The organism is uncultured Roseobacter sp., assembly GCF_947495275.1.
In the GTDB taxonomy this organism is placed as follows: Bacteria; Pseudomonadota; Alphaproteobacteria; order Rhodobacterales; family Rhodobacteraceae; genus Roseobacter.
Genome location: NZ_CANLYL010000003.1, coordinates 14,454 through 37,331, shown reverse-complemented (window position 1 = coordinate 37,331; position 22,878 = coordinate 14,454). Strand labels below are relative to the sequence as shown.

23 protein-coding genes are annotated in these 22,878 nt (G+C 57.5%); 16 read left to right on the top strand and 7 right to left on the bottom strand.

The genetic code is table 11. From position 1 onward, the window contains the following. Position 1: 1 nt before the first annotated feature. Together Q0802_RS06680 and Q0802_RS06675 are read left to right on the top strand one after the other, a co-directional pair. Positions 2–565, top strand: coding sequence for a DUF3833 domain-containing protein (locus Q0802_RS06680; RefSeq protein WP_298915398.1), 564 nt, complete (start codon positions 2–4; stop codon positions 563–565). Beyond that, the gene (locus Q0802_RS06675; RefSeq protein ID WP_298915395.1) at positions 562–1,293 is read left to right on the top strand and encodes an SDR family NAD(P)-dependent oxidoreductase; all 732 of its coding nucleotides are present in this window, start codon (positions 562–564) and stop codon (positions 1,291–1,293) included. The genes Q0802_RS06680 and Q0802_RS06675 overlap by 4 nt, the downstream gene beginning before the upstream one ends. Here Q0802_RS06675 and Q0802_RS06670 read toward each other — a convergent pair. Genes Q0802_RS06670 through Q0802_RS06660 form a run of 3 tightly spaced genes read right to left on the bottom strand, consistent with a single transcriptional unit; the run spans position 1,290 to position 3,628 of the window. Beyond that, complete coding sequence (locus Q0802_RS06670) at positions 1,290–2,345, bottom strand: saccharopine dehydrogenase (protein WP_298915392.1); 1,056 nt, start codon at positions 2,343–2,345, stop codon at positions 1,290–1,292. The genes Q0802_RS06675 and Q0802_RS06670 overlap by 4 nt on opposite strands. Continuing rightward, on the bottom strand, positions 2,346–2,963 hold the full coding sequence (locus tag Q0802_RS06665) for a glutathione S-transferase family protein (RefSeq protein ID WP_298915389.1): 618 nt from the start codon (positions 2,961–2,963) through the stop codon (positions 2,346–2,348). An 11-nt stretch (positions 2,964–2,974) separates the two neighbouring features. After that, entirely contained in the window at positions 2,975–3,628 is a 654-nt protein-coding gene (locus Q0802_RS06660) for a histidine phosphatase family protein (protein WP_298915386.1), read from the bottom strand. A 226-nt stretch (positions 3,629–3,854) separates the two neighbouring features. On the opposite strand from Q0802_RS06660, the gene fdhF reads away from it, so the two are divergent. From fdhF to Q0802_RS06645, 3 genes are all read left to right on the top strand, one after another. After that, the gene (gene fdhF / locus Q0802_RS06655) at positions 3,855–6,620 is read left to right on the top strand and encodes a formate dehydrogenase subunit alpha (protein WP_298915383.1); all 2,766 of its coding nucleotides are present in this window, start codon (positions 3,855–3,857) and stop codon (positions 6,618–6,620) included. Positions 6,621–6,695: 75 nt separating this feature from the next. Beyond that, positions 6,696–7,238: a hypothetical protein gene (locus Q0802_RS06650; RefSeq protein ID WP_298915380.1), complete on the top strand. Its 543-nt coding sequence runs from the start codon at positions 6,696–6,698 to the stop codon at positions 7,236–7,238. A 61-nt stretch (positions 7,239–7,299) separates the two neighbouring features. Beyond that, positions 7,300–8,490, top strand: coding sequence for a hydantoinase/carbamoylase family amidase (locus Q0802_RS06645; protein WP_298915377.1), 1,191 nt, complete (start codon positions 7,300–7,302; stop codon positions 8,488–8,490). Positions 8,491–8,512: 22 nt separating this feature from the next. On the opposite strand, the gene Q0802_RS06640 is transcribed toward Q0802_RS06645, so the two are convergent. Further along, a complete protein-coding gene (locus tag Q0802_RS06640) occupies positions 8,513–9,214 on the bottom strand; it encodes a response regulator transcription factor (protein WP_298915374.1) in 702 nt (233 codons plus the stop codon). Continuing rightward, positions 9,211–11,124 (bottom strand): PAS-domain containing protein, encoded by a 1,914-nt coding sequence (locus tag Q0802_RS06635; protein ID WP_298915369.1) that lies wholly within the window; start codon positions 11,122–11,124, stop codon positions 9,211–9,213. Before Q0802_RS06635 ends, Q0802_RS06640 begins: the two co-directional genes overlap by 4 nt. 242 nt (positions 11,125–11,366) lie before the next feature. Here Q0802_RS06635 and Q0802_RS06630 point away from each other — a divergent pair, with 242 nt between their 5' ends. Next, a complete protein-coding gene (locus Q0802_RS06630; RefSeq protein WP_298916769.1) occupies positions 11,367–13,322 on the top strand; it encodes an AMP-binding protein in 1,956 nt (651 codons plus the stop codon). 56 nt (positions 13,323–13,378) lie between these two features. Here the strand turns inward: Q0802_RS06630 and Q0802_RS06625 are convergent, their stop codons facing one another. Continuing rightward, positions 13,379–13,558, bottom strand: a complete 180-nt coding sequence (locus tag Q0802_RS06625) for a hypothetical protein (RefSeq protein WP_298915366.1) — start codon at positions 13,556–13,558, stop codon at positions 13,379–13,381. Between the two features lie 88 nt (positions 13,559–13,646). Here Q0802_RS06625 and Q0802_RS06620 point away from each other — a divergent pair, with 88 nt between their 5' ends. The 4 genes from Q0802_RS06620 to Q0802_RS06605 all read left to right on the top strand — a co-directional run bounded on the left by Q0802_RS06620 (position 13,647) and on the right by Q0802_RS06605 (position 17,009). Next, on the top strand, positions 13,647–14,465 hold the full coding sequence (locus Q0802_RS06620) for an ABC transporter ATP-binding protein (protein WP_298915363.1): 819 nt from the start codon (positions 13,647–13,649) through the stop codon (positions 14,463–14,465). Then, the gene (locus Q0802_RS06615) at positions 14,458–15,147 is read left to right on the top strand and encodes a hypothetical protein (protein WP_298915361.1); all 690 of its coding nucleotides are present in this window, start codon (positions 14,458–14,460) and stop codon (positions 15,145–15,147) included. The genes Q0802_RS06620 and Q0802_RS06615 overlap by 8 nt, the downstream gene beginning before the upstream one ends. Positions 15,148–15,417: 270 nt before the next feature. Next, positions 15,418–16,020 carry a hypothetical protein gene (locus tag Q0802_RS06610; protein ID WP_298915359.1) on the top strand — a complete coding sequence of 201 codons (603 nt, stop codon included), beginning with the start codon at positions 15,418–15,420 and terminating at the stop codon, positions 16,018–16,020. After that, entirely contained in the window at positions 16,020–17,009 is a 990-nt protein-coding gene (locus tag Q0802_RS06605; RefSeq protein ID WP_298915355.1) for a branched-chain amino acid ABC transporter permease, read from the top strand. Before Q0802_RS06610 ends, Q0802_RS06605 begins: the two co-directional genes overlap by 1 nt. 21 nt (positions 17,010–17,030) lie before the next feature. Here Q0802_RS06605 and Q0802_RS06600 read toward each other — a convergent pair whose 3' ends face one another. Further along, positions 17,031–17,369, bottom strand: a complete 339-nt coding sequence (locus Q0802_RS06600; RefSeq protein ID WP_298915352.1) for an SHOCT domain-containing protein — start codon at positions 17,367–17,369, stop codon at positions 17,031–17,033. A 135-nt stretch (positions 17,370–17,504) separates the two neighbouring features. Here Q0802_RS06600 and Q0802_RS06595 point away from each other — a divergent pair, with 135 nt between their 5' ends. The 6 genes from Q0802_RS06595 (at position 17,505) to Q0802_RS06570 (ending at position 22,846) form a co-directional block, all read left to right on the top strand. Then, positions 17,505–17,888, top strand: a complete 384-nt coding sequence (locus Q0802_RS06595) for a GFA family protein (protein WP_298915350.1) — start codon at positions 17,505–17,507, stop codon at positions 17,886–17,888. Next, on the top strand, positions 17,888–18,964 hold the full coding sequence (locus Q0802_RS06590; protein WP_298915348.1) for a branched-chain amino acid ABC transporter permease: 1,077 nt from the start codon (positions 17,888–17,890) through the stop codon (positions 18,962–18,964). The genes Q0802_RS06595 and Q0802_RS06590 overlap by 1 nt, the downstream gene beginning before the upstream one ends. An 88-nt stretch (positions 18,965–19,052) precedes the next feature. Beyond that, positions 19,053–20,336 (top strand): ABC transporter substrate-binding protein, encoded by a 1,284-nt coding sequence (locus Q0802_RS06585; protein ID WP_298915346.1) that lies wholly within the window; start codon positions 19,053–19,055, stop codon positions 20,334–20,336. A gap of 60 nt (positions 20,337–20,396) precedes the next feature. After that, entirely contained in the window at positions 20,397–21,233 is an 837-nt protein-coding gene (locus tag Q0802_RS06580) for an ABC transporter ATP-binding protein (RefSeq protein WP_298915344.1), read from the top strand. 21 nt (positions 21,234–21,254) lie between these two features. Beyond that, positions 21,255–21,638, top strand: coding sequence for a cupin domain-containing protein (locus Q0802_RS06575; protein WP_298915341.1), 384 nt, complete (start codon positions 21,255–21,257; stop codon positions 21,636–21,638). After that, on the top strand, positions 21,635–22,846 hold the full coding sequence (locus Q0802_RS06570) for a phenylacetate--CoA ligase family protein (RefSeq protein ID WP_298915338.1): 1,212 nt from the start codon (positions 21,635–21,637) through the stop codon (positions 22,844–22,846). Before Q0802_RS06575 ends, Q0802_RS06570 begins: the two co-directional genes overlap by 4 nt. The last annotated feature ends 32 nt before the right edge of the window (positions 22,847–22,878 follow it).

Sequence of the window (22,878 nt, the reverse complement as noted above, 5' to 3'; positions counted from 1 at the left end):
AATGAGTGCTTGGGTTTACGTGATCGCGGGTATCGTCCTTGGTCTCATCGCTGTTTGGCTTGCCGGTCGTATGTGGGGCTTTGCGGCGCAAAAACCCGAGGACTATGAAGACGCAGGGCCAGAATTCGATTTGCGGGAGCATCTCAACGGCCCGATACTCTGCGAAGGCGTGATCTATGGACCGTTGGGTCGCGTGAGCAGCCGGTTTGTAGCCGAATTTCATGCATCCTGGTCAGGCAATGCAGGCTCCATGAAAGAGCGTTTTACCTATGATGATGGCAGCACCCAGGATCGCGAGTGGCATCTGACGATGGAAGACAATGGTGCCATTCGCGCGACTGCTGATGATGTGGTGGGCAATGGCATTGGGTGTCAGACCGGCCCCACGGTTCAGTTGAAATACAAAATCCGGCTACCCGAGGCCTCCGGCGGGCATGTTCTCAACACTGTCGATTGGATGTATCTCACACCCAATGGCACCATCATGAACCGGTCGCAGTTCCGCAAGTTTGGTATCAAGGTTGCCGAACTCGTCGCCACAATGAGACCGAAGGAAGCCCGATGAAATCCTGGAAAGGCAAGCGCTATTGGCTTGTGGGGGCCAGTGACGGGCTGGGTGCTGCTTTGGCAAAACGCCTCAGTCTCGCGGGCGCGCATGTCATCGTCTCTGCGCGTTCCGAACAAAAGCTGCAAAACCTTGTCGATACATTGCCAAATGAAGGCTCCTTTCAGACCATTGATGTGTCGAGCGACAAAAGCGTCACCGAGGCAGCCGAAGCGGTCGGACGCGTTGACGGTGTGGTGTTTCTGGCGGGCGTCTACTGGCCTTTTGGGGCCGAAGCCTGGAATGCGGAGCAGGCCACGGCGATGGCGGACATCAATTTCACCGGGTTGGTGCGTGTCATGGGGGCGATTGTTCCGCCCATGGTGACCCGGGATGAAGGGCATATTGTCATTACCGGCAGTCTAAGCGGGTTTCGGGGTTTGCCCGGATCCATCGGTTATACCGCCTCCAAGGCCGGTACCATGTCGCTGGCCGAATGCATGTATGCTGATTTACGCGATACCGGCGTGCAGGTTCAACTCGCCAATCCCGGTTTCATCAAGACCCAGTTGACCGACAAGAACGACTTCAAGATGCCGTTTATCATGACAGCAGAACAAGCCGCAGAAGAGATGTTCAAGCAGATGAATACCGACAAGTTCAAGGTCAGTTTCCCGCGCCTGTTCTCCTTGGTGTTCCGCGCGAGCCAATTTCTTCCAGATTGGCTGTATTTCCGGATTTTTTCCTAAAGCTTCGCAATATGCTCATCGAAGGTTGCACGTGCCCGGGTCCAGACCGGCGCGTCAGGATCAGCGAGAGATTTGAGAACAGGTAATAATTGTTCTGCATAATCCTTGCTACTTTCCAGCGGCAGCAATGAGGGCAGATTATCAATGGCAGTGACATCCAATACCGGATGCTCATGGACGCGCAGGGCGGGCGTTTCCCAGCTGGTGGTCTGATCATATACTTTAATTGGTGAAAAATCGCTGTCAGGGTCACAGGCGATGTCTGCAATAACGCTCAGTTTTCTGGGCTGCTTTATGGCCTCCACCGGGACAAATACAGGTGTGCCGGGTCGCGCCAGCACACAGTTGAAAAACAGATCATGCGTCAGTACTTCCGGGAAGGGGCCACCGCTTGCGGTTTCGGCCAGATCCCATTTTGTTGTGGCAACCCCCATCTCGGCGCATAGATCAGCAACGCCAGAGCCTACGCGTCCTTGCGCACCAATGATCAGAGCATTGGGACGGTCGGTTTCGGTTGCTTCAAGATCGACCCGCAAGTCAGAGAGCAGGTGGGCGGATGTCTCATAGGCACCGAGCGCAGCGGCAAGTTGACCCGTTTGCTGCGCAGCCCAGCATTTCAGCGCCACGGCCGCCCCGGCGTACCCCGCCCAATACCCGAAGGCCGCAAGTCTGCGTCCTTGCGCATCTGTGAGATACTCCAGATCGAGCAGGGTCCCGCCGCCTTTCCGGAACCGCCGCAGCAGGCGCAGCCCGGCAGGCTGGCCTTTGAACGCATGGCCAAACATGATGTGGCGATGGATCAGCGGGCTGTCTTCCTCTTGCAGTTCTTTCAGACCAAATATGATGGTCTCTTGGGGAGCATCCGGCCATGTGTGGCTCTGTGCCATCGTACACCCGGCTTGCGCATAGGCCTCGTCGGCGATGACACGACTGGGTGATCGTTCGACGGTCACATCGATGCCCGCTACCATGAGCGCGGCGGCACCTTCTGGCGTCAGGCCAACGCGGGTTTCATTGTCACGCTGCTCGGCGCGAACCCAAAGATGTGTCATTCAGAGCATTCCCTTCGCTGTCACGGCCTGCACGGATTTTCGGGCGCGCATACGGTCCAGAAACACGCCGATTTCCGGGAACCCAGCCATATCGACGCCGTCTCCCTCAAGCCAGCTGCAAATCATGAAGGCGTGCGGATCGGCTAATGAGAACTGAGACCCCATTACATAATCGCCCTGCAGACAGTGATCTGTAAAATACTGTGCGCTTTCGGTCATTGTCTGCGGCACTTTCGATTTCATATCATCGAAACTGGATTGTTCTGTGGCCCAGCGATGACCGCGTTGCTTGTGGGCATGGTTCACATGCATCGTCGCTGCCAGGTAGTACATAATGCTGCGCATTTCAGCGGCGCGGGCGGGGTCAGAGGGCACCAGATCAGCCTGTGGCGCCATCGCTGCGATGTAATCAAGCAGCGCGCCGGTTTCCGTCAGGATCGTCCCGTCGGCTGTCTCCAGCGCCGGGACGCGACCCTTTGGATTGACCCGCAGATAGGGTTCTTTGGTTTGTTCTGCGGCTTGGAAGTCCACGCGGATCGGTTCATAGGCCAGCCCGGCTTCTTCAAGGGTGATCGCAACGGCAATCGATATCGTCCGCGGAGCATAATAGAGGCGCATGATCTGTCCTTTCAAACATGGGTCTGAGCGTAGTGTCTGTCTGGGTTTTCCAGATGCGGGATGGCGTTGAACATGGTCGGTGACAGGTTGCCGCCGATGGGAAAGAGCCTGTGTTGCGAGGTGTTGTAAATGGCCAGTGCCATATGCGCCATGGCCTGAATATCAAGCCTGAGAACCTGGCGCATGACCATTGAAATCAGGCCACCCGAGGTGACGACAAGCGCAGGGCCATCCCCTTGTGCGATTTCCGTGATGGCCGACATGACCCGACTTTCGAAATCGACGAACCGTTCTGGCGCGCCTTCGATTTCGCCCTTTTGCCACGCTGCAAAAACCTGTGGCAAATGCGCGGTGAACGCTGCCTGATCCTGGGGAAAGGGAATGCCCTTTTCCGTTTCCAGCGCCCGGGCAAGTGTCAGATACTCCAGCTCATTCAGACGCGCATCCGCAATTGGCGTCAGGCCGGTATTCATCGACGCGGCCGTTTCCTTATGCCGTTTCAACGTGCCGGTATAAAGCCGTGTATGGTGTTGATTTTGTACGCGCATGTGCTCGCCAAGCCACTGAGATTGCTGGTGTCCCAAACTGCTCAGCTTGTCGTAGCTGGCTTCATCCTGCGCGCCTGAATTTGCCTGACCGTGGCGAATGAGGGTAATGTGCGACATGTCTGCTTTCTTGGCTCCTACCGTTCTTCTAGGCGACTGGTCTCCGGGTTGAAAGAGCAGGCATGGGCAGCGACCGGAAATCCACGCAGGCGGGGTGGATCGGGGCATTGATTTTCCCATGGGAAACGCATCTGGCGGAAATCTGGTGCGATGTGTCGGGAATAGGGTGCTGAACCAACTCGGCGAACTCTATAGTTCCCGGAGGATTCTGAGGAGACGGGTGCAGATGTCGGGCAAAATTACTTTCACGCTGGATGGTCAGGAAGTTCAGGCGGATGCCGGTTTGACGATCTGGGAAGTGGCCAATGGCCGCGGTCTGGTGATCCCGCATTTGTGTCACAAACCGGCCCCCAGCTATCGTCCGGACGGAAATTGCCGTGCTTGCATGGTCGAGATTGAAGGCGAACGTACACTGGCCGCCTCCTGCATTCGCGAACCCTTGGACGGGATGGTCGTGACCACGAATTCAGCCCGTGCGGAAAATGCGCGCAAAATGGTTGTGGAAATGCTTGTCGCGGATCAGCCGGACAAAGAGGTTTCGCACGACAAATCCAGCCATCTTTGGGATATGGCCGCCCTGAACGGTGTCAGCGAAAGCCGCTTTCCCAAGCTGGAAGAGGGGCGCATTCCGCTGCTTGATGACAGCCATGTGGCAATGAGCGTGAATCTGGATGCCTGTATTCAATGCGGGCTTTGCGTGCGGGCCTGTCGTGAAGTGCAGGTCAACGATGTGATTGGCATGTCCGGGCGCGGGCATGATGCCTATCCGACCTTCGATATGGCGGACCCCATGGGGGCCAGCACCTGCGTGGCTTGCGGCGAATGTGTGCAGGCCTGTCCGACCGGTGCATTGATGCCGTCGACCGTGGTGGATGAAAATCAGGTCGGTGACAGTGCGGATTACGACAGCAAGGTCGAAAGCATCTGCCCGTTCTGCGGTGTCGGCTGTCAGGTGTCGCTCAAGGTCAAGGACGGCAAGGTCAAATATGTGGACGGCATCAACGGTCCGGCAAATGAAGGGCGTCTGTGCGTCAAGGGCCGTTTCGGGTTCGACTACATTCACCACAAGCATCGCGTGACCAAGCCGCTCATCCGCCGGGAAGATGCGCCTGCAAAGGGTCTCAATGTCGATCCTGACAACTGGCAAACCCATTTCCGCGAAGCCAGCTGGGACGAAGCGCTGGATTTTGCCGCCGCCGGTATGAAAGGCCGGGGTCGCGAGATCGCCGGTTTCGGGTCGGCAAAATGCACCAATGAGGAAGCCTATCTTTTCCAGAAAATGATCCGACAGGGCTTTGGCCACAACAACGTCGATCACTGCACGCGGCTGTGTCATGCGTCCTCAGTTGCGGCGCTGATGGAGAACGTGGGCTCGGGTGCTGTGACCGCGACATTCAACGAGATCGAGAACGCCGATGTGGCGATTGCCATCGGTTGCAATCCGGTCGAAAATCACCCCGTTGCAGCAACCTTCTTCAAACAGTTCACCAAACGTGGCGGCAAGCTCATTGTGATGGATCCGCGCGGCGTCGGGCTCAGACGTTTTGCCAGTCATATGCTGCAGTTCCGCCCTGGCACGGACGTGTCGATGCTGAACGCGATCATGCACACGATTGTCGAAGAAGGCCTTTACGACCAGCAGTACATCGACGCCTACACGGAGAATTGGGAGGCGGAGAAAGCGCATCTGGCCGATTTCTCGCCCGAAGCCATGGCGCCGATCTGCGGAATCGACGCGGATGTGCTGCGCGATGTGGCCCGTACATTTGCCGGTGCCAAGGCTGCGATGATTTTCTGGGGCATGGGTGTCAGCCAGCATATCCACGGAACGGACAATTCCCGCTGCCTGATTTCTCTGGCGCTGATGACCGGTCAGGTCGGGCGTCCGGGCTCGGGCCTGCACCCGCTGCGGGGCCAGAATAATGTGCAAGGGGCGTCCGATGCGGGGCTGATCCCGATGTTCCTGCCAGACTATCAACCTGTGACGGATGATGGTGTGCGCGCGGCCTTTACCTCTGTTTGGGGGTCGGAGGACTTTTCCAATGAGAAAGGTCTGACCGTGACCGAAATCATGGACGCCGTGCACGAAGGCGCGATCAAAGGCATGTATGTGCTGGGCGAAAACCCGGCCATGTCGGACCCGGATGTCGAGCATGCGCGCAGTGCGTTGGCCAAGCTCGATCATCTGGTGGTGCAGGATATTTTCATAACCGAAACCGCGAACTATGCGGATGTGATCCTGCCCGCGAGTGCCTTTGCGGAAAAGACCGGCACCGTGACCAATACCAACCGTCAGGTGCAGATGGGCCGCCCTGCCGTGCCGCCTCCGGGGGACGCGCGCGAGGACTGGTGGATCGAGGTGGAGCTGGCCAAGCGACTGGGGCTGCCCTGGACCTACACATCCCCGGCAGATGTTTTTGCCGAGATGAAGCAGAATATGCGCAGTCTTGAGAACATCACCTGGGACCGTCTGGCCGAGCAGAACGCTGTGACGTACCCGTCGCTGAGCCCGGAAGATCCCGGGCAGGCGATTGTCTTTGGCGAAGGGTTTCCACGGCCCGACGGGCGCGCAAGGTTTACCCCGGCCAGCGTGATTGCCCCGGACGATGTGCCGGATGCGGATTATCCGATGATCCTTACAACGGGCCGTCAGTTGGAACATTGGCACACAGGCTCCATGACGCGGCGGTCCTCGGTGCTGGACGGGCTGGAGCCGGAGGCAAATTGCTCATTGCATCCCAGCACATTGCGAAAGCTCGGGGTCACGCCGGGAGAGCATGTCGTGCTGACAACAAAACGCGGCAGCATCTCGATCATGGCGCGCGAGGACCGTGCGGTGGCGCCCGATATGGTCTTTGTGCCTTTCGCCTATGTGGAAGCTGCGGCAAATGTGTTGACCAATCCGGCGGTGGATCCCTATGGCAAAATCCCGGAGTTCAAATTCTCCGCCGTTCGCGTGGAAAAAGCCACTGACAGCGTGGCCGCCGAATAAACGCGGGCGCGTAAAGCATTTCTTCAAGGCCGATGTCTATCCTTAAGGGTATCGGGTTAAAGGAGGCTGCTGTCGATGCGGAAACTATTGGGAATTTTCGCGCTTTTTTGGGCAACAGATGCGGTCGCTGACTACCAGTATTGGGACTACAAGGACTGGACCGTCACTGTCGAACGGGTGGACACGGGTGAAGACCTGCGGATCACCTGCACGGCATCAACCGGTGGCGATGGTGATCCCAGCCTGGCGATAACACTATCGAACGGTGACGCAGCGCCACCCTATTTCTATCCGGGTCCTGAGTTGCTTGAACGTGCGCCGCGTGGGTACACCACGATGATGACAGATGGCGCGCGGGTGATGTTCGAGTTCGATGTTGACTGGCGCACCGAAGGCTTCGTGAATGCCGGATATGATGCCGAAGGCTTCGCACAGGCAATCGCACGGGCGCATCAAAACGACAGCCTGGGGTTGCTGCAAACAATGCGACGCGCAGGCATGTTGTGGATCACGCTGGACGGCGAGGTCGTCTATGCGGCATCGCTGTCAGGTTTCACCGCAGCTTACGGCAAAATGGCGGAGCAATGCGGACTTCCGACAGTTGGCGTGATCGACTGACCTTCATTTCAGGCGCTTGTAAGGGTATGAAAAACTATCCCGACCCAGCCGGATATGCCAGATGATCAACCCAGACCGATTTTTGTCCGATCTTCATCAATTACGCAGCTTTGGTGCGTCAGGCACCGGCAAAGGGGTTGTGCGCTCGGCCTATTCGGATTCGGACATTGCAGCGCGCCGCTGGTTGGCGGAACAGTTCGTCGACGCGGGTTTGCAGGTTGAAATCGACGCGATGGGCAATGTCTTTGGTCTGGGGGAGGCCCCGTCCATGTTGCTTGGGTCACATTCGGACAGCCAGCCGGAGGGCGGTTGGCTGGACGGCGCTCTGGGCGTGATCAGCGCATTGGAAATCGCTCGAAATTGCAAGGAAGACGGCGGACCAGCGGTATCTGTGGTGTCTTTTCAGGATGAGGAGGGGCGTTTCGGTGTCACGACCGGCAGTGCGGTTTGGTCCGGCCATCTGGATCAGGAACGTGCGGATGACTTGACGGATCATTCCGGGATAACCCTGCACGAGGCGCGCGCAACCATGTCTGATATGGTGACAGGCCCAGTCAACCCGTCGCAATTCAGCGGTTTTATCGAAATGCATATCGAGCAGGGACCAACACTCGACACCAGCGGCGACATCATTGGTGTGGTGACTGGTATCGTCGGCATCCGCGATATGAAAATCACCTTTGAAGGGCAACAGAACCACGCCGGCACAACCCCCATGGCCCTGCGCCGCGACGCTTTTCAGGCGGTCTCGCATTTCAATATGCTGCTGAATGACCGTCTACGAAATGTGGTGACGCCGCAGACGGTCTGGACAATCGGCCATATTACGCTGCATCCGAATGCGTCATCCATCGTGCCGGGCCGGGCGACATTCTCGATGCAGTGGCGCGACGCTGATGCGGACCGTCTGGCGCGTATGGAAGACATCATCCGGAGCACGGCGGATGACGTGGCGCAAATGACGGGCATGGCGCAGTCCTTTGGTCCGATGTTGGGTCTGGAGCCCGTCGCAATGGCCCAAGGGCTGGTCGATGCCCTGAGCGATGCAGCCCGGAACATCGTGCCGGATGCCTGGCGCAAGATGCCCTCGGGCGCTTTGCATGACGCAACAAATCTGTCGCGCCTGATGCCCGTCGCCATGCTTTTTGTCCCGTCTATTGATGGGATCAGCCATGCCTTTCAGGAAGACACCAAAGAAGAGCATCTGGTTGCGGGGTTGCGGGTGCTTGATCACGCCGTCAGAAACCTCTGATCAGGTTGAGCGCGGCCCTAACCTAGGTCCAGTCTACGTCGCCCAGAAAGATATACCCCGCCCCGTAGATGGTTTTGATCAATTGCGGATTTTTGGGATCTTCGCGCAGTTTGGTGCGCAATCGCGAGATCCGCACGTCCATGGCCCGGTCAAAGCTCTCGCTGGCGGCACCTCCCAGATTGTCCTGCATCTGCGCCCGGCTGATCAGGCGTTTCGGGTTCTCAAGAAACAGGCGCAGAACTTCACCTTCGGCATGGGAAAATCCGGTCTGCCCGCCATCTGCGTCTTCCATCACATATTGGTCGAAAAAAACGGCCCAGCCCGCAAATTGCGCCGTTTTGCCGACAATCTGCTCCGCCTTGGTGGTGCGAAGCCGGGCCCGAATGCGCGCAACAACTTCCGCCGGATCGAAGGGCTTGATGATGTAGTCATCAGCACCAAGCTCAAGGCCCGTCACCTTATCCTGCACCAGCGCCCGCCCCGAAATTATTATCACAATGGCGCCTTGTTCAAGGGCAAGTTTGTGCACCAGCGTCAGCCCATCGGTGTCTGGCAGCGACAGATCGACAAGGCATACATCCGGGGTGAATTTTGTGAGTGCCGCGCTAAATTCCTTGGCGCGCGCGAAGCTCAAGGTGCGATACCCGGCTTCCTCAAGTGCGTCCGTCAGCATGTTTCGGATGGCGGGTTCATCATCAAGGATGGTGATAAGTGGCGCGGTCATGCGACGATTTCTTTCTCGGATTTTGGTGTCAGCAAAGCTTGCAAAGCGTCCGATGAAAATGGCTTTTGCAACAGCGGCGCTGCTCTTTGCGCGGCCTTAAACAGTGGATCCTCTGCCGGCAATGAAGTCATCAGCAAGATCGGAATACCGGCTGCCAGACGATTTGTCAGATCAATACCCGTCGCTTCGCCAGCCAACTGAACATCCGACAGGACGAAGGCAATTTCAGGCAAATCCGCTAACAGCGCCGTGGCTTCATCCGCGCTTGTAGCCTCAATGACGGAATGGCCCAGATCAGTCAGCATGTCGCGGTAAACCGACCGCAAGTCGTCGCGATCTTCCACCAGCAGTACAAGGCCCATCGCCGCGCTCAACGCGGGTCGATAGGGCAGGCGAAGGGTGACCCGCGCGCCTGTCTGGGTGTTTTCGAGCCGCAGATCACCTCCGGCAAGCTTGGTCATGTCATAGACCATCGGCAATCCGAGCCCGGAGCCTTCGGCACCCTTGGTGGTAAAGAATGGATCAAACCCTCGGCTGAGCGCCTGTTCTGAAAACCCCGGCCCGGTGTCCTCGACCTGCCACTCGATCCAAGTGTCATGCACGACTTTCACGGAAACGCCAATATTGCCTTTGGTACCGCAGGCGTCTCTTGCGTTGAGGATCAGGTTAAGCAAGCTATCCGTGGCCATCCCCGCATCCAGCATGACCGGACGATCAGGCGTTGTGTCGGTTACCACGAGTGTGATCGCATCGGGCAAAGTGGGCTCCGCCAGCGTGCGCAGGTTGGCCATCATCTGCCTGACTTCGGTTGCTTCTGGCCGAAGGGAGCGCTGCGCCGTCATTCCGGCGATGCTGCCCAGCAGGCTCCCTCCGCGCTGTGCTGCTGCCAGGGTTCCATCAATCAGTTCGGCGGTTTCCTGTGGCAAACCCTCAGCGCGCTTCAGCTTTGACTGCAACCCAAGGATGATCGTCAAAAGGTTGGAGAAATCATGCGCAAGACCAGAGGTCATCTGAGCCGCCAGCGCGCGCCTTTGGGTCTGCTGCATGGCTACCCGTACCTGCATTTCGGCAGTGACATCCATCGACAAGATATACGCGCCGCCCCGGCTGTCCGGCGTGAATGCCGCCCGAATGCGCCGCGCGCTGGCGTCATCGGTGAACTCAAATACTGACGGATTGCCGTCGAATGCTTTCTCGAGGTGTGGCGCGATCCGATCATAGGCGGAGGTCCCCAAAGCGGCGCTGATATGCATGCCGCGAATGTCTGAAGGCCGTCCCGGGATCACGGCGTTCAACTGGCGGTTGGAATAGGTGTAGGTTCCCGACGCGTCCACATGGGCGATATGGGCCGGCATCATTTCGGTTGTCAGACGGGTGCGCGCCTCGATTTCCGTCAACTCGCGTTTGGCCTCCTGAAGGGCTGCGTTCATGGCAGCGAGTTCACGGTTGGTAGAAGAGAGTTCTTCGGCGTAATCAATCAGTTGACCCGATAGCTCCTCGGATCTGGCTTGCAGCAACGCTTCCTGTTGTCGTGTCCGCGTGATATCGGTGTAAACCGTGACCCATCCGCCCTGCTGCAATGGCGCACCTTCCACGCTGATGATCCGTCCGTTCGCGCGTTTGCGCTCCATGTAATGCGGCTCAAAGGCGAGGGCTTGATCGACACGTTCGGCCACGAACCCGTCCATATCTGCAACGTCGCCATATTCACCGCGCTGAACCAGATGACGGATGGTGTCTTCGAATGTCGCACCGGGTGTGACCAACTCATCGGGCAGCTCAAACATGCGCTGGAACGGAACGTTACATACGGCCAGTTTCAGATCAGAATCGTAGATCGTCAGGGCCTGACCAATCAGGTTGAGACCCGCCGCCGTCAACTCTTGTGTCCTGTCCGGGGAGATGGCCAACGGATGCTCCTGAGGGTGATGGTTTGCAGCCCGAGCCTAGCACGTAATTTTTTGCCGAAAATCCGGTTTCTGCCGAACCGTACAATAAAGCTGATTTGTAACAATTCGTAAGGATTGAGAAATCATGACGAAAAAGTTGACCTTATGCTCAAAAGCAACATTGTTATTCACACGAGAGCTGAAAAAGCTGCGCTTGTCATGATTGGCAAGGTCTGGGAGGACAACAGTTGAATAATCGCACACTGGGCGCTGACGGATCTCAATCCGTCCCGGCGCTGCTGCATCGTAACGCGACCGAATTTGCGAACGCGCCTGCGTATCGTGAAAAAGAATACGGGATCTGGCAGACCTGGACATGGTCGCAGACCCGCGAAGAGATCGAAGCACTGGCGCTGGGACTTCTTGATCTGGGCGTGGCAGAAGGCGACTTTATTGCAATCATCGGGCGGAACCGACCCTACCTCTACTGGTCCATGGTCGCAGCGGAAATGTGTGGCGCGATCCCTGTGCCGCTTTATCAGGACGCGGTTGCCGAAGAGATGGCCTATGTGCTCGGGCATTGCGGTGCGCGCTTCGTGATCGTCGGCGATCAGGAACAGGTCGACAAAGTCATCGAAGTACAGGCGCAACTGCCCGATTTCGAACAGATGATTTATCTCGATCCGAGAGGTCTGCGCAAATACGATCATGCCAAGCTGCATCAATACGCGCATGTGCAGGAGGCCGGCCGTGCCAAACGCGACGAGTTGAGCAAAGAGCTTGATGCGCGGCAGAGGAAACTGACCTACGACAGCACCTGCGTGATGCTTTACACGTCGGGTACAACCGGCAAACCCAAAGGGGTTGTGCTGAGCAATCGCAACGTGATCGAGACGGCGAAATCATCCTCGGAATTTGATGGTTTACGCCAGACAGACGACATTCTTGCCTATTTGCCCATGGCCTGGGTCGGTGATTTCATTTTCTCCGTTGGTCAGGCGATGTGGACAGGTTTCTGCACCAATTGTCCCGAAAGTGCGGAGACGATGCACACCGATCTGCGTGAGATCGGCCCGACCTACTACTTTGCGCCGCCGAGGGTGTTCGAGACGCAATTGACCAACGTCATGATCCGCATGGAAGATGCAAGCCCTTTGAAAAAAAGGCTTTTTGACAAGTTCATGGCGCATGCCCGCAAAGTGGGGCCAGCCATTCTGGACGGTGAACCCGTCAGCCAATGGGACCGGTTCCTCTACAATATCGGTGAGTTGGTGATCTATGGGCCGCTCAAGAACACGCTGGGGTTTAGCCGCATTCGCGTGGGCTATACGGCCGGCGAGGCGATTGGGCCGGAAATCTTTGATTTTTACCGATCGCTGGGGATCAACCTCAAACAGCTTTATGGCCAGACCGAAGCCACAGTCTTCATCACCGCCCAGCCTGATGGCGAGGTGCGCAGTGATACGGTGGGTGTTTGCTGCCCGGGCGTGGAGCTGAAAATCGCGGAGAACGGAGAGGTCTTTTACCGCTCTCCGGGGGTTTTTGTCGAATACTACAAGAATGCCGAAAGCACCGCCGACACCAAAGATTCCGAAGGCTGGGTCGCCACCGGTGATGCCGGGTTTATCGAGGAGGACACGGGGCATCTGCGTATCATCGACCGTGCCAAGGATGTGGGGCAGATGGCGGACGGGTCGCTCTTTGCACCCAAGTATGTTGAAAACAAAATGAAATTTTTCCCCAACATTCTGGAAGCCGTGGTTTTCGGCAACGGGCGGGATGAGTGTACAGCCTTCATCAACATCGACCTGACGGCGGTTGGCAACTGGGCGGAACGCAACAACATCGGTTATGCCTCCTATCAGGAGCTTGCCCGCCACCCTCAGGTCATGGACACGATTCAGTCTCATGTGGAAGAGGTGAACGCTTCTGTTGCGCAGGACGAAATGCTGTCGGGCTGTCAGGTACACCGTTTTGTGGTTCTGCATAAAGAACTCGATGCGGATGACGGTGAATTGACCCGCACCCGCAAGGTTCGCCGCAGGATTATTGAGGAGAAATATGCCGATATTATCGCGGCGCTCTACGATGGATCAAGCTCGGTCAGCACTGAAACGGAAGTGACTTACGAAGATGGCCGCAAGGGCTCTATTTCCGCGACATTGGAAGTGCGCAACGCTGCAGTGCAGGCCGTGGCACAGAAGATGGCTGCCGAATGATAACGTCTGTTCCTGATGCGATGCCCGCTATGACACCACCTGTTTGTCGCCCAAAGCTACAGGAAGGTCGACGATCCATCGTAAGTGGCGCTGACGGCGCGACTGATGTGAAAGCGTGTCGAAAATCCGCGCAGGATGGATTCGATGTCCCGGATCGCCTCTGCTCGGCTGAGACCCTTGTTCCTGCGCTTGGCAGCCATGGACATGAGGCAGTTCCGTTCCCAGTCTTTACGCATTGTAATGCTCCCTCGTGCTGCTCCTTCCATCACTCTAAATCGAAAATGGTTAATATTTCGCGGACCCTTAGAACGTTGGGGGCAGAACATGCTTGATCAATCACAAGGATATACCACCGAGGACGGTCGCAAGATTGGCGGCGTGGTCATGGAGATGCGCAATATTACCCTTAGATTCGGCGGGGTTGAGGCGATCAAGGATATTTCCTTTGATATCCGTGAGGGTGAAATCCGCGCCATAATCGGCCCGAACGGCGCGGGTAAATCCTCAATGCTTAATGTGATCTCCGGGTTCTATATCCCGCAGGAGGGCGAGGTTCTTTACAAAGGCAGTCCGCGCCCGCCGATGAAACCTTACCAGGTTGCCCAGCAGGGCATCGCGCGTACCTTCCAGAATATTGCGCTCTTTGAAGGCATGTCGGTGCTCGACAATGTGATGACTGGTCGACTGACCCATATGAAAACCGGGCTTTGGCAACAGGCTTTGTGGAAAGGTGCGGCGGAAACAGAGGAAACTGCCAACCGCGAAGTCGCGGAGAAGATTATTGATTTTCTTGAAATTCAAGCCATTCGGAAGACCCCCGTTGCGCGTCTTCCATATGGGCTGAAAAAACGGGTTGAGCTGGCGCGGGCGCTGGCGGCGGAGCCGTCGCTCTTGCTGCTCGACGAGCCGATGGCGGGTATGAATGTCGAGGAGAAAGAGGACATGAGCCGCTTTATCCTCGATGTGAATGACGAGTTCGGGACAACGATTGCGCTCATTGAGCATGACATGGGCGTGGTCATGGATCTGAGTGACCGGGTCGTGGTGATGGACTACGGCAAGAAGATCGGTGACGGGACCCCGGCAGAGGTGCGTGGCAATCAGGCGGTGATCGACGCCTATCTGGGGGTCGCGCATGACTGATTTGGGTCCGTCGGTGGCGCGTCGGTTTTGCGTCGGTATCACGTCGGTATTACGTCGGTGCGTGGCGGGCGCGTTCGTAACGCTTTATTTGTTTTTGGTCATGATGCCCGCACATGCCGGAGCGTCGTACCGCGCATACGATACAGTTCTCGGAAGCATCTGGGGCGTTTGCCAATCTGTTATTGAGGAAGGCGCGCTCAATACGGATGGCTTGGATCAGTTGAGTGAGGACCAAACCGCCGTTCTCAAAGAAGCTATGAACAGAACCCCACGGTACGTTGAGGACTTTGCCGCAGCGGAGGCGTTCTACGCGTTTTGGGCGGGAAGTCATCCGATGGCTGTGGTGGTGGGAAGTAGCGGAACGGTTTGTCACGTGATTCATTTGTCGTCCGGCAATGTGGCCGACTTTACGGATCAGCTTTTGACAGACTGGAAGTCCTTAACGCGGCCGGACACTGCGAACTACCGTCCGTCCCGCCTGCCCGAACCGCGCACAGTCTACGACCCGCCGTTTGGGTCCGAATTCGAAGGCGTTCTGATCGCGCCGCTGCCATCAGACTTTGTCGAAATCACAATCACTTATCGATACGGCAAGGAAGTGATCTTTTTGCATGCGAAAGCGGTACGGCAGCCTGCTTCGGACAAACTTTGCAGTTTGTGGCCGGAAGAGTGCGGTTCATGATCCGCGCAAGTCATTTCTTGGCCAATAGGCGTGCAAACTGGTCTTCCGTGCCCACCCTTGTGCAGCTCAACCATACCCTCACGAACCTACCACTCCTGTTATATTTTTTGAACAAATGGTTAACCATCGGCGGATTGTTTCCGTGGTACCACCAAAGCATGGGCAAGATCATGCTTAGTCTGCCGGCGATCCTGTCCTTCATGCAATGCCGACCCGCGTGGGCCGGTGTCACAGAGCAGACGGACAATGGATACCGTTTGGAGGGTACACATGAGTAATTGGTGGTTAATGGGCGCGTTCGCCTTTGGAAGTATAGTGTTCACAGGCGCGCAAGCTGAAGCAGGGCCGAGATTCTGCGAAGAACCAACACCTGCAATGCAAGAGACCTGCGCGGTCTATCAATCCTACTGCGCAGCATATCTGGATGACCCGTCCTCTTTGGATCGGTCAAACCTGCGCGAAATCCCCAGCGGCGCGCGGGCGCGCTTCGCGGCCAGCGAACTGACGCAGGTCACGCTGGGTTACATGACGACGCCGAACCCACAGGTGGCGGTGGTCTACGGTGACGAATACCCGTCGTGCGAACTCTTGATGACGGGAATGCAGTATTCGGACCTGCTTTTGGCCTATCGCGACTGGCGCGAGGGGGAAGGGGCGCAGTTTGCGGCCACCGCCCCGTTTGAGCCTGTATCGAAACGCGAGATGCCACGCGCTTATGCCGCTGTCTTTCTGGCCGCACCGCGCGATGATGGGCGGGTCACCGAGATCACCCTGAACTGGAACCTGAGCGAGGCGGGTCTGACCCGGCTCAAAGTATCATATCAGCCAGAGCGCGAGCACACCCGCGCTCTGCTGGGGCAAGGAGCAAACTGATGCCGGAACAGCTGGCCTTTACCATCGAGGTTTTCTTGAACGGTCTGATGGCGGGGGTGCTTTATGCGCTTGTCGCCTTGGGGTTCGTCTTGATCTATAAGGCCAGCGGCATTTTCAACTTTGCACAAGGGGTCATGGCGCTGTTTGCTGCCATGACCCTTTACGGGATCATGAATGGGCAGGTGCCTTTTGCGCATTTGATCAATGCGATTTTTGGCACGGACATTCATTATTTCGGGTGGAGCATCCCTGCGTTCCTGTCGATCATTCTGACCATCGGCGTGATGATTTTGCTCGCTTGGATGGTGCAACGCTACATCTTTCGCTATCTCGTCGGGCAGGAACCGATCATTCTGTTCATGGCGACCATCGGGCTCGCCTATTTCCTCGAAGGGGTCGGAGACCTCATGTGGGGCTCCGATATCAAAACGCTCGATGTGGGGCTGCCGCAGGGCATCAACGTCGCCATTGACGAGGCCACTTTCGGCTGGTTCGGTTACGGCTTTTTCATCGACAATCTGGATATTGTGGCCTCCGTGGTGGCGGCATTGCTGGTGATCGGTCTGGTCATGTTCGCGCAATATACCAAGCAGGGTCGGGCCATGCGCGCGGTGGCAGATGACCATCAGGCGGCGCTTTCGGTAGGCGTGTCGCTGAATTTCATCTGGATACTGGTCTGGTCGCTGGCCGGGTTCGTGGCACTGGTTGCTGGCATCATGTGGGGGGCCAAATCGGGAGTTCAATTCTCGTTGTCACTGATCGCGCTCAAGGCGCTGCCGGTGCTGATGCTAGGCGGGTTCACCTCGATCCCGGGTGCCATTGTCGGCGGGCTGATCATCGGCGTGGGCGAGAAGCTTTTCGAGTTCCTGATCGGCGCACCCTACCTTGGGGGGGCTACGGAAAACTGGTTCGCCTATATGCTGGCGCTGGTCTTTCTGGTGTTTCGCCCGCAGGGTCTGTTCGGGGAGAAGATCATTGAACGCGTGTGAGACAGGCGCGGCCGCAGTGCGCTATTCTTCCAGGCTGCGAAAGAGCGCCACACTCAGGGCCGCAAGAACCGTGACACCCAGCGTCAACGCCAGATTGAAATCCGCAAATGTCAGCATCGCCAGGGCCAGACAGACGCCCACAACAAGCAAACATATTATGATCCCAAGCCCCCAGATCATTGAGCCGGATTTTCCCTTGCGGGTCTTTTGGAGTGCTGGGTCCGCATCAACGAACTCGGTCTCTACAACGTCGACACTTTCGATCAGTTGCGCCCGTTGCGCCAGATACGCGACATCTGAAATCTCGCCACGTGCCAGACGCTCTTCCAATTGGCGCATTTCCTTGAGGATGGCCGTCATGTCTTCCACTCCTTCCCCCACGAGCGGTTTTGCCGGGGGAAATGGGGCAGAATTGGGAAAATCTGTGAAAGATTGTGATCTGGTTAATGCCGTTATCAGGGCGAAAACGCGCCGGTGCAGATCGGGAGGCTGTCGATGACAAAAGGTGTTCCAATGCGCCTGACGTGCCATTGTGGCGCCAGCGAGCTGAAGGTCATCCTGGCCGAAGACTTGGAGACCGCGCGTCGGTGCGATTGTTCTTTCTGTCGTCGCAGAGGAGCCATGAATGTCTCCGTGCGCGATGGCGACCTGAAGGTGATACGTGGTGCGGCCCTTGCGCTCTACCAGTTCGGCCCCCGGCGGGCAGAGCATTACTTTTGCAGCATTTGCGGATGTTACACGCATCACCGGCGCAGTTCGAACACGTCGGATTTCGGCGTGAACGTGGGCGGCATTGAAGGCGTCAATCCCCGCGATGTCGATCCGGTGCCTTGGCTTGATGGCGTCAACTACAACCCAGAAATTCAGGGAGCCGACTAATGCTCTATCGTGAAGCCGGTGACTTCAGCACCACCTATTCTGAAGACAGCCAAACCTTTCCGATCAAGTTCGACCGCTGGCGATACTATGCAGTGCTCTTTGTCGCGATTTTTGTCATTCCGTTCATGATCAATGACTACTGGGTCAATTCGATTTTCATGCCGTTTCTGATCTATGCGATCGCGGCGATCGGGCTGAATATTCTGGTGGGCTACTGCGGGCAGGTGAGTCTGGGCACAGGTGGTTTTATGGCTGTGGGGGCCTATGCCTGTTACAAGCTGATGACGGCCTTTCCCGAAGTCAGCATGTTCATCCATGTGCTGCTGGCGGGTGGGATTACGGCGGCGGTGGGCGTGCTCTTCGGCCTGCCGAGCCTGCGCATCAAAGGGTTCTATCTGGCGGTGGCGACACTGGCGGCGCAGTTCTTTCTGGTCTGGCTGTTTAACCGTGTGTCGTGGTTCTACAATTATTCGGCCTCCGGTCAGATCAACGCCCCTGAACGCGACACCTTCGGCATCCTGATCACCGGGCCCAACACCGAAGCCTGGGCCACCTACATGTTCTGCCTGATCTTCACGATCTTCTCCGCGGTAGTGGCGCGCAACCTGACACGCGGATCGGTGGGACGGCAGTGGATGGCCATTCGCGATATGGATATCGCGGCGGAAATCATCGGGGTGAACCCGCTCAAGGCCAAGCTGACGGCCTTTGCTGTGTCGTCCTTCTTTGTCGGGATCAGCGGCGCGCTGTTCTTTGCGGTTTATCTGGGTGCGGTGGAAGTGGGCGAGGCCTTTGGCATCACTAAATCCTTCCTGGTACTTTTCATGATCATCATTGGGGGCCTGGGTTCGATCTTTGGTTCCTTTGCGGGGGCGGCATTTCTGGTGCTGCTGCCGGTGCTGCTGAAGGTCATTGGCGTGGATTGGTTGGGCTGGCCCACGGACATCGTGGCGCACCTGAATCTGGTGATTGTGGGCGGTCTGATCGTGGTCTTCCTGATCGCGGAACCGCATGGGCTGGCGCAGCTTTGGCGCGTTGCCAAGGAGAAACTGAGATTGTGGCCCTTCCCGCACTAGGTCGGGCTGCAGAATAACGGCGGGCAAACCCGCCTCGAAGACCCCGGGCACCCGGGATATCGGACAAACACCAAGGGAGGTAACACCGATGAAGTATAAACTGGGAACAATGGCCGTGGCCGGCCTGATGGCGGCAAGCCCCGTGATGGCGGATCTTGTCTTTCCATCGCTGAGCTACCGGACAGGACCATATGCGGCGGGCGGCATTCCGTTTGCCGATGGGTATGCGGATTACTTCACGCTGCTGAACGAGCGTGACGGCGGCATCGGCGGCGTGGCAGCACGCGTGCTGGAATGCGAGACCGGCTATAACACCGAAAAAGGCGTGGAGTGCTATGAGAGCACCAAAGGTGAAGGCGCATTGGTGTACCAACCGCTTTCCACCGGCATCACCTACCAGTTGATCCCCAAGGCCACGGCGGATGACATTCCGATTCACTCCATGGGGTATGGCAGGACATCTGCGGCTAACGGCGATGTCTTCAGCCATGTTTTCAACTACCCGGCCAACTACTGGAACGGGGCATCCGCCGCGATCAACCACATTCTGGAACAGAATGGTGGCGATATATCTGGCAAGAAGATCGCACTGGTTTACCACAACTCCGCCTATGGCAAGGAGCCCATCCGGACGCTGGAGAAGCTCAGTGAAAAGCACGGGTTCGAGCTGAGCCTGCTGGCGGTTGATCACCCCGGACAGGAACAGAAATCCCAATGGCTGCAAATCCGCCGTGAAAAGCCGGACAATGTGATCATGTACGGCTGGGGTGTGATGAACCAGGTGGCCGTGCAGGAAGCCGCCAACATCCGTTTCCCGATGGAAAACTTCATCGGCATCTGGTGGTCGGGGGCTGAGATCGATGTGACCCCGGCCGGTGACAAGGCCAATGGGTTCAAGGCGTTGGCGCTGACAGCGGTGGGCGATGATTTCCCGCTCTACGAAGACCTGCAAAAATACGTGGTCGACACAGGCAAGGCTGCGGGTGCGGGCGATCAGCTTGGTACCGTGCCCTACAATCGGGGTATCTATGCCGCCATGCTGGCCGCCGAGGCGGTAAAAGTGGCGCAGAAGATGCATGGGGTGGATGACATCACCTCCGGTCAGATGCGAGACGGTATGGAAGCACTGGTGATCACGGAGGACGTAATGGCCGCCAATGGACTGCCAGGCTTTGGTCCGTCGTTCTCCGTCTCATGTGAAAACCACGGCGGCGAAGGCATGGTGGCCGTCACGCAATGGGACGCAAGTGCGGGCGAGTTCGTGACGATTTCGGATTTTGCACCGACGGACATGAGCGTCATCCAGCCGTTGATTGATGAGGATTCTGCTGCGTTCAAGGCAGAGAACAACATCGCATCCAACTGCAACTAAGCAACATGGCCCCGGCGGTTTCGCTGCCGGGGCATCCCCTAAACGGAAGGTCAATGCACGATGCTGGACGCCGCCAAGCAACAGGACACGAAGCCCGATACGGTGCTGGAGGTCAACAATATCGAGGTGATCTACAACCATGTGATCCTCGTGTTGAAGGGCGTCAGCCTGAATGTGCCCAAAGGTGGGATCACCGCCCTGCTGGGCGGAAACGGGGCCGGCAAGACCACGACGCTCAAGGCTATCTCGGGGCTTCTGGCCTCCGAGCGCGGCGAGGTGACCAAAGGGTCGATCCGCTATCGCGGTGAGGTTATTCAGCATCAGGACCCGGCAGAGACCGTGAAACGAGGTGTGGTTCAGGTGATGGAGGGGCGTCATTGTTTTGAGCATCTGACAGTTGAAGAGAACCTGCTGACCGGGGCCTATACCCGTAAAGACGGCAATGCTGCGATCCAGGCCGATCTGGAGCTTGTGTACACCTATTTCCCGCGCCTCAAAGAACGGCGCAAAAGCCAGGCGGGCTATACTTCGGGGGGTGAACAGCAGATGTGCGCCATCGGGCGCGCGCTGATGTCGCGACCCGAGACGATCCTGCTGGATGAGCCATCGATGGGGTTGGCTCCGCAACTGGTCGAACAGATTTTCGAAATCGTGAAATCAGTCAATGAAAACGAAGGCGTGACCTTCCTGCTGGCCGAGCAGAATACCAATGTCGCGCTGCGGTTCGCCCACTACGGCTATATTCTGGAATCCGGTCGCGTGGTCATGGATGGCCCCGCAGGTGAGCTGCGCGAGAACCCGGATGTGAAAGAATTCTACCTGGGCATGTCGGAAGAGGGACGCAAATCCTTTCGCGATGTGCGCAGCTATCGCCGCCGCAAACGCTGGCTATCATAACCCCAATAACGGAGACATGCGATGAGACAGATTGCCTTTGCCATTTTCGTGGCGCTGATGGCCGCGCCCGTTGCCGCCGAAGAACTGGTTGTGCGGGAGATATTGAATGAAAAACCTCTCAGCAATGCGGAAGGCACTGTTGTCATTGTCTCGAAGCTGACGGTCAAACCGGGTGGGCGCATTCCCTTGCACATCCACCCCGGCGATGAACATGCCGTTATGATCGTGGGTGGGCAGGCCTTGATGCCCAATGGTAAGGAGGTGACGCTGCCGGCCGGTACGCCTATGTTCTTTCCTGCGGGTCAGGTTCATGGGGGTGTGACCAATCAGGGGCAGACAGACATCGAGATTGTCACAACCCATATTCTGCGCGCCGACCAACCCTTTCAGACAGTGGCTGAATGAGAATGAATACCCATTATGACGCGTTGGAAACCCGCAGCACGGATGCGCGTACCGCGGCGCAGCTGCAGGCACTTCAGGCCAATATTGCACGCGTCTCGGCGACGCCCGGGGCCTGCCGGATTGAAGATGGAAGTATTCAGGATTTGGCCGATTTAAGAAATCTGCCGGTCTTGCGCAAATCCGATCTGGCCGCTTGGCAGGCTGAAAACCCGCCTTTCGGCGGAATACCCGTGCGTAACGCGGCGCATGTTTTCCAATCCCCGGGGCCGATCTATGAGCCGGGTGGCGTAACCCACGACTGGTGGCGCATGGGCCGGTTTCTGCATGCGGTCGGTATTGGTGCAGACGATGTCGTTCAGAATTGTTTTGGATACCATCTGACACCGGCAGGCATGATTTTCGAGTCTGGGGCGCGTGCGGTTGGGGCCACCGTCCTGCCAGCGGGCACCGGCCAGACTGAACTACAGGTGCAGGCCGCCAAGGCGGTCGGGTCCACCGCCTATGCCGGCACGCCGGACTACCTGAAGGTGCTTTTGGACAAGTCCGATGCGTTGAATGTTGCCTTGAGTTTCACCAAGGCGGCGGTAGGCGGCGGTGCTCTGTTCCCGGCGATGCGGCAGGCCTATGCAGATCGCGGCATCACCTGTCTGCAATGCTATGCCACCGCCGATTTGGGCAATATCGCCTATGAAAGTCTGGCGATGGAGGGGATGATCGTCGATGAGGGGGTTATCGTCGAAATCGTGACACCCGGTTCTGGCGAGCCCGTCGCACCGGGAGAGGTGGGGGAGGTGGTCGTGACCACGCTTAACCCCGATTACCCGCTGATCCGCTTTGCGACAGGTGATCTGAGCGCGGCTTTACCGGGCCAAAGCCCCTGCGGTCGGACCAACATGCGCATCAAGGGGTGGATGGGGCGCGCGGACCAGACAACCAAGATCAAGGGAATGTTTGTGCGCCCCGAGCAGGTTGCAAATCTCGTGGCCCGCCATGATGAAATCGTCAAAGCGCGGGTGATCGCGCGCCGTGACGGAATGCAGGATGCGATGACAGTACAGCTGGAGACGACGGGTGGTGCGGCGGAGGATTACGCGGCCAGTGTGGCGGCGACGCTGAAACTCAAAGGCATTATCGAGGTCGTGAGCCCTGGCAGCCTGCCGAAAGACGGTTTGGTGATCGAGGATCAGCGCGACTACGAAACCACCTGAGGCGGCGGCCCCACGAACGGGGCTGGTAATTC

Coding starts and splice junctions, on each gene's coding strand:
- Q0802_RS06680 (WP_298915398.1), top strand. CDS start 2: ATGAGTGCTTGGGTTTACGTGATCGCGGGTATCGTCCTTGGTCTCATC.
- Q0802_RS06675 (WP_298915395.1), top strand. CDS start 562: ATGAAATCCTGGAAAGGCAAGCGCTATTGGCTTGTGGGGGCCAGTGAC.
- Q0802_RS06670 (WP_298915392.1), bottom strand. CDS start 2,345: ATGACACATCTTTGGGTTCGCGCCGAGCAGCGTGACAATGAAACCCGC.
- Q0802_RS06665 (WP_298915389.1), bottom strand. CDS start 2,963: ATGCGCCTCTATTATGCTCCGCGGACGATATCGATTGCCGTTGCGATC.
- Q0802_RS06660 (WP_298915386.1), bottom strand. CDS start 3,628: ATGTCGCACATTACCCTCATTCGCCACGGTCAGGCAAATTCAGGCGCG.
- fdhF (WP_298915383.1), top strand. CDS start 3,855: ATGTCGGGCAAAATTACTTTCACGCTGGATGGTCAGGAAGTTCAGGCG.
- Q0802_RS06650 (WP_298915380.1), top strand. CDS start 6,696: ATGCGGAAACTATTGGGAATTTTCGCGCTTTTTTGGGCAACAGATGCG.
- Q0802_RS06645 (WP_298915377.1), top strand. CDS start 7,300: ATGATCAACCCAGACCGATTTTTGTCCGATCTTCATCAATTACGCAGC.
- Q0802_RS06640 (WP_298915374.1), bottom strand. CDS start 9,214: ATGACCGCGCCACTTATCACCATCCTTGATGATGAACCCGCCATCCGA.
- Q0802_RS06625 (WP_298915366.1), bottom strand. CDS start 13,558: ATGCGTAAAGACTGGGAACGGAACTGCCTCATGTCCATGGCTGCCAAG.
- Q0802_RS06620 (WP_298915363.1), top strand. CDS start 13,647: ATGCTTGATCAATCACAAGGATATACCACCGAGGACGGTCGCAAGATT.
- Q0802_RS06615 (WP_298915361.1), top strand. CDS start 14,458: ATGACTGATTTGGGTCCGTCGGTGGCGCGTCGGTTTTGCGTCGGTATC.
- Q0802_RS06610 (WP_298915359.1), top strand. CDS start 15,418: ATGAGTAATTGGTGGTTAATGGGCGCGTTCGCCTTTGGAAGTATAGTG.
- Q0802_RS06605 (WP_298915355.1), top strand. CDS start 16,020: ATGCCGGAACAGCTGGCCTTTACCATCGAGGTTTTCTTGAACGGTCTG.
- Q0802_RS06600 (WP_298915352.1), bottom strand. CDS start 17,369: ATGACGGCCATCCTCAAGGAAATGCGCCAATTGGAAGAGCGTCTGGCA.
- Q0802_RS06595 (WP_298915350.1), top strand. CDS start 17,505: ATGACAAAAGGTGTTCCAATGCGCCTGACGTGCCATTGTGGCGCCAGC.
- Q0802_RS06590 (WP_298915348.1), top strand. CDS start 17,888: ATGCTCTATCGTGAAGCCGGTGACTTCAGCACCACCTATTCTGAAGAC.
- Q0802_RS06585 (WP_298915346.1), top strand. CDS start 19,053: ATGAAGTATAAACTGGGAACAATGGCCGTGGCCGGCCTGATGGCGGCA.
- Q0802_RS06580 (WP_298915344.1), top strand. CDS start 20,397: ATGCTGGACGCCGCCAAGCAACAGGACACGAAGCCCGATACGGTGCTG.
- Q0802_RS06575 (WP_298915341.1), top strand. CDS start 21,255: ATGAGACAGATTGCCTTTGCCATTTTCGTGGCGCTGATGGCCGCGCCC.
- Q0802_RS06570 (WP_298915338.1), top strand. CDS start 21,635: ATGAGAATGAATACCCATTATGACGCGTTGGAAACCCGCAGCACGGAT.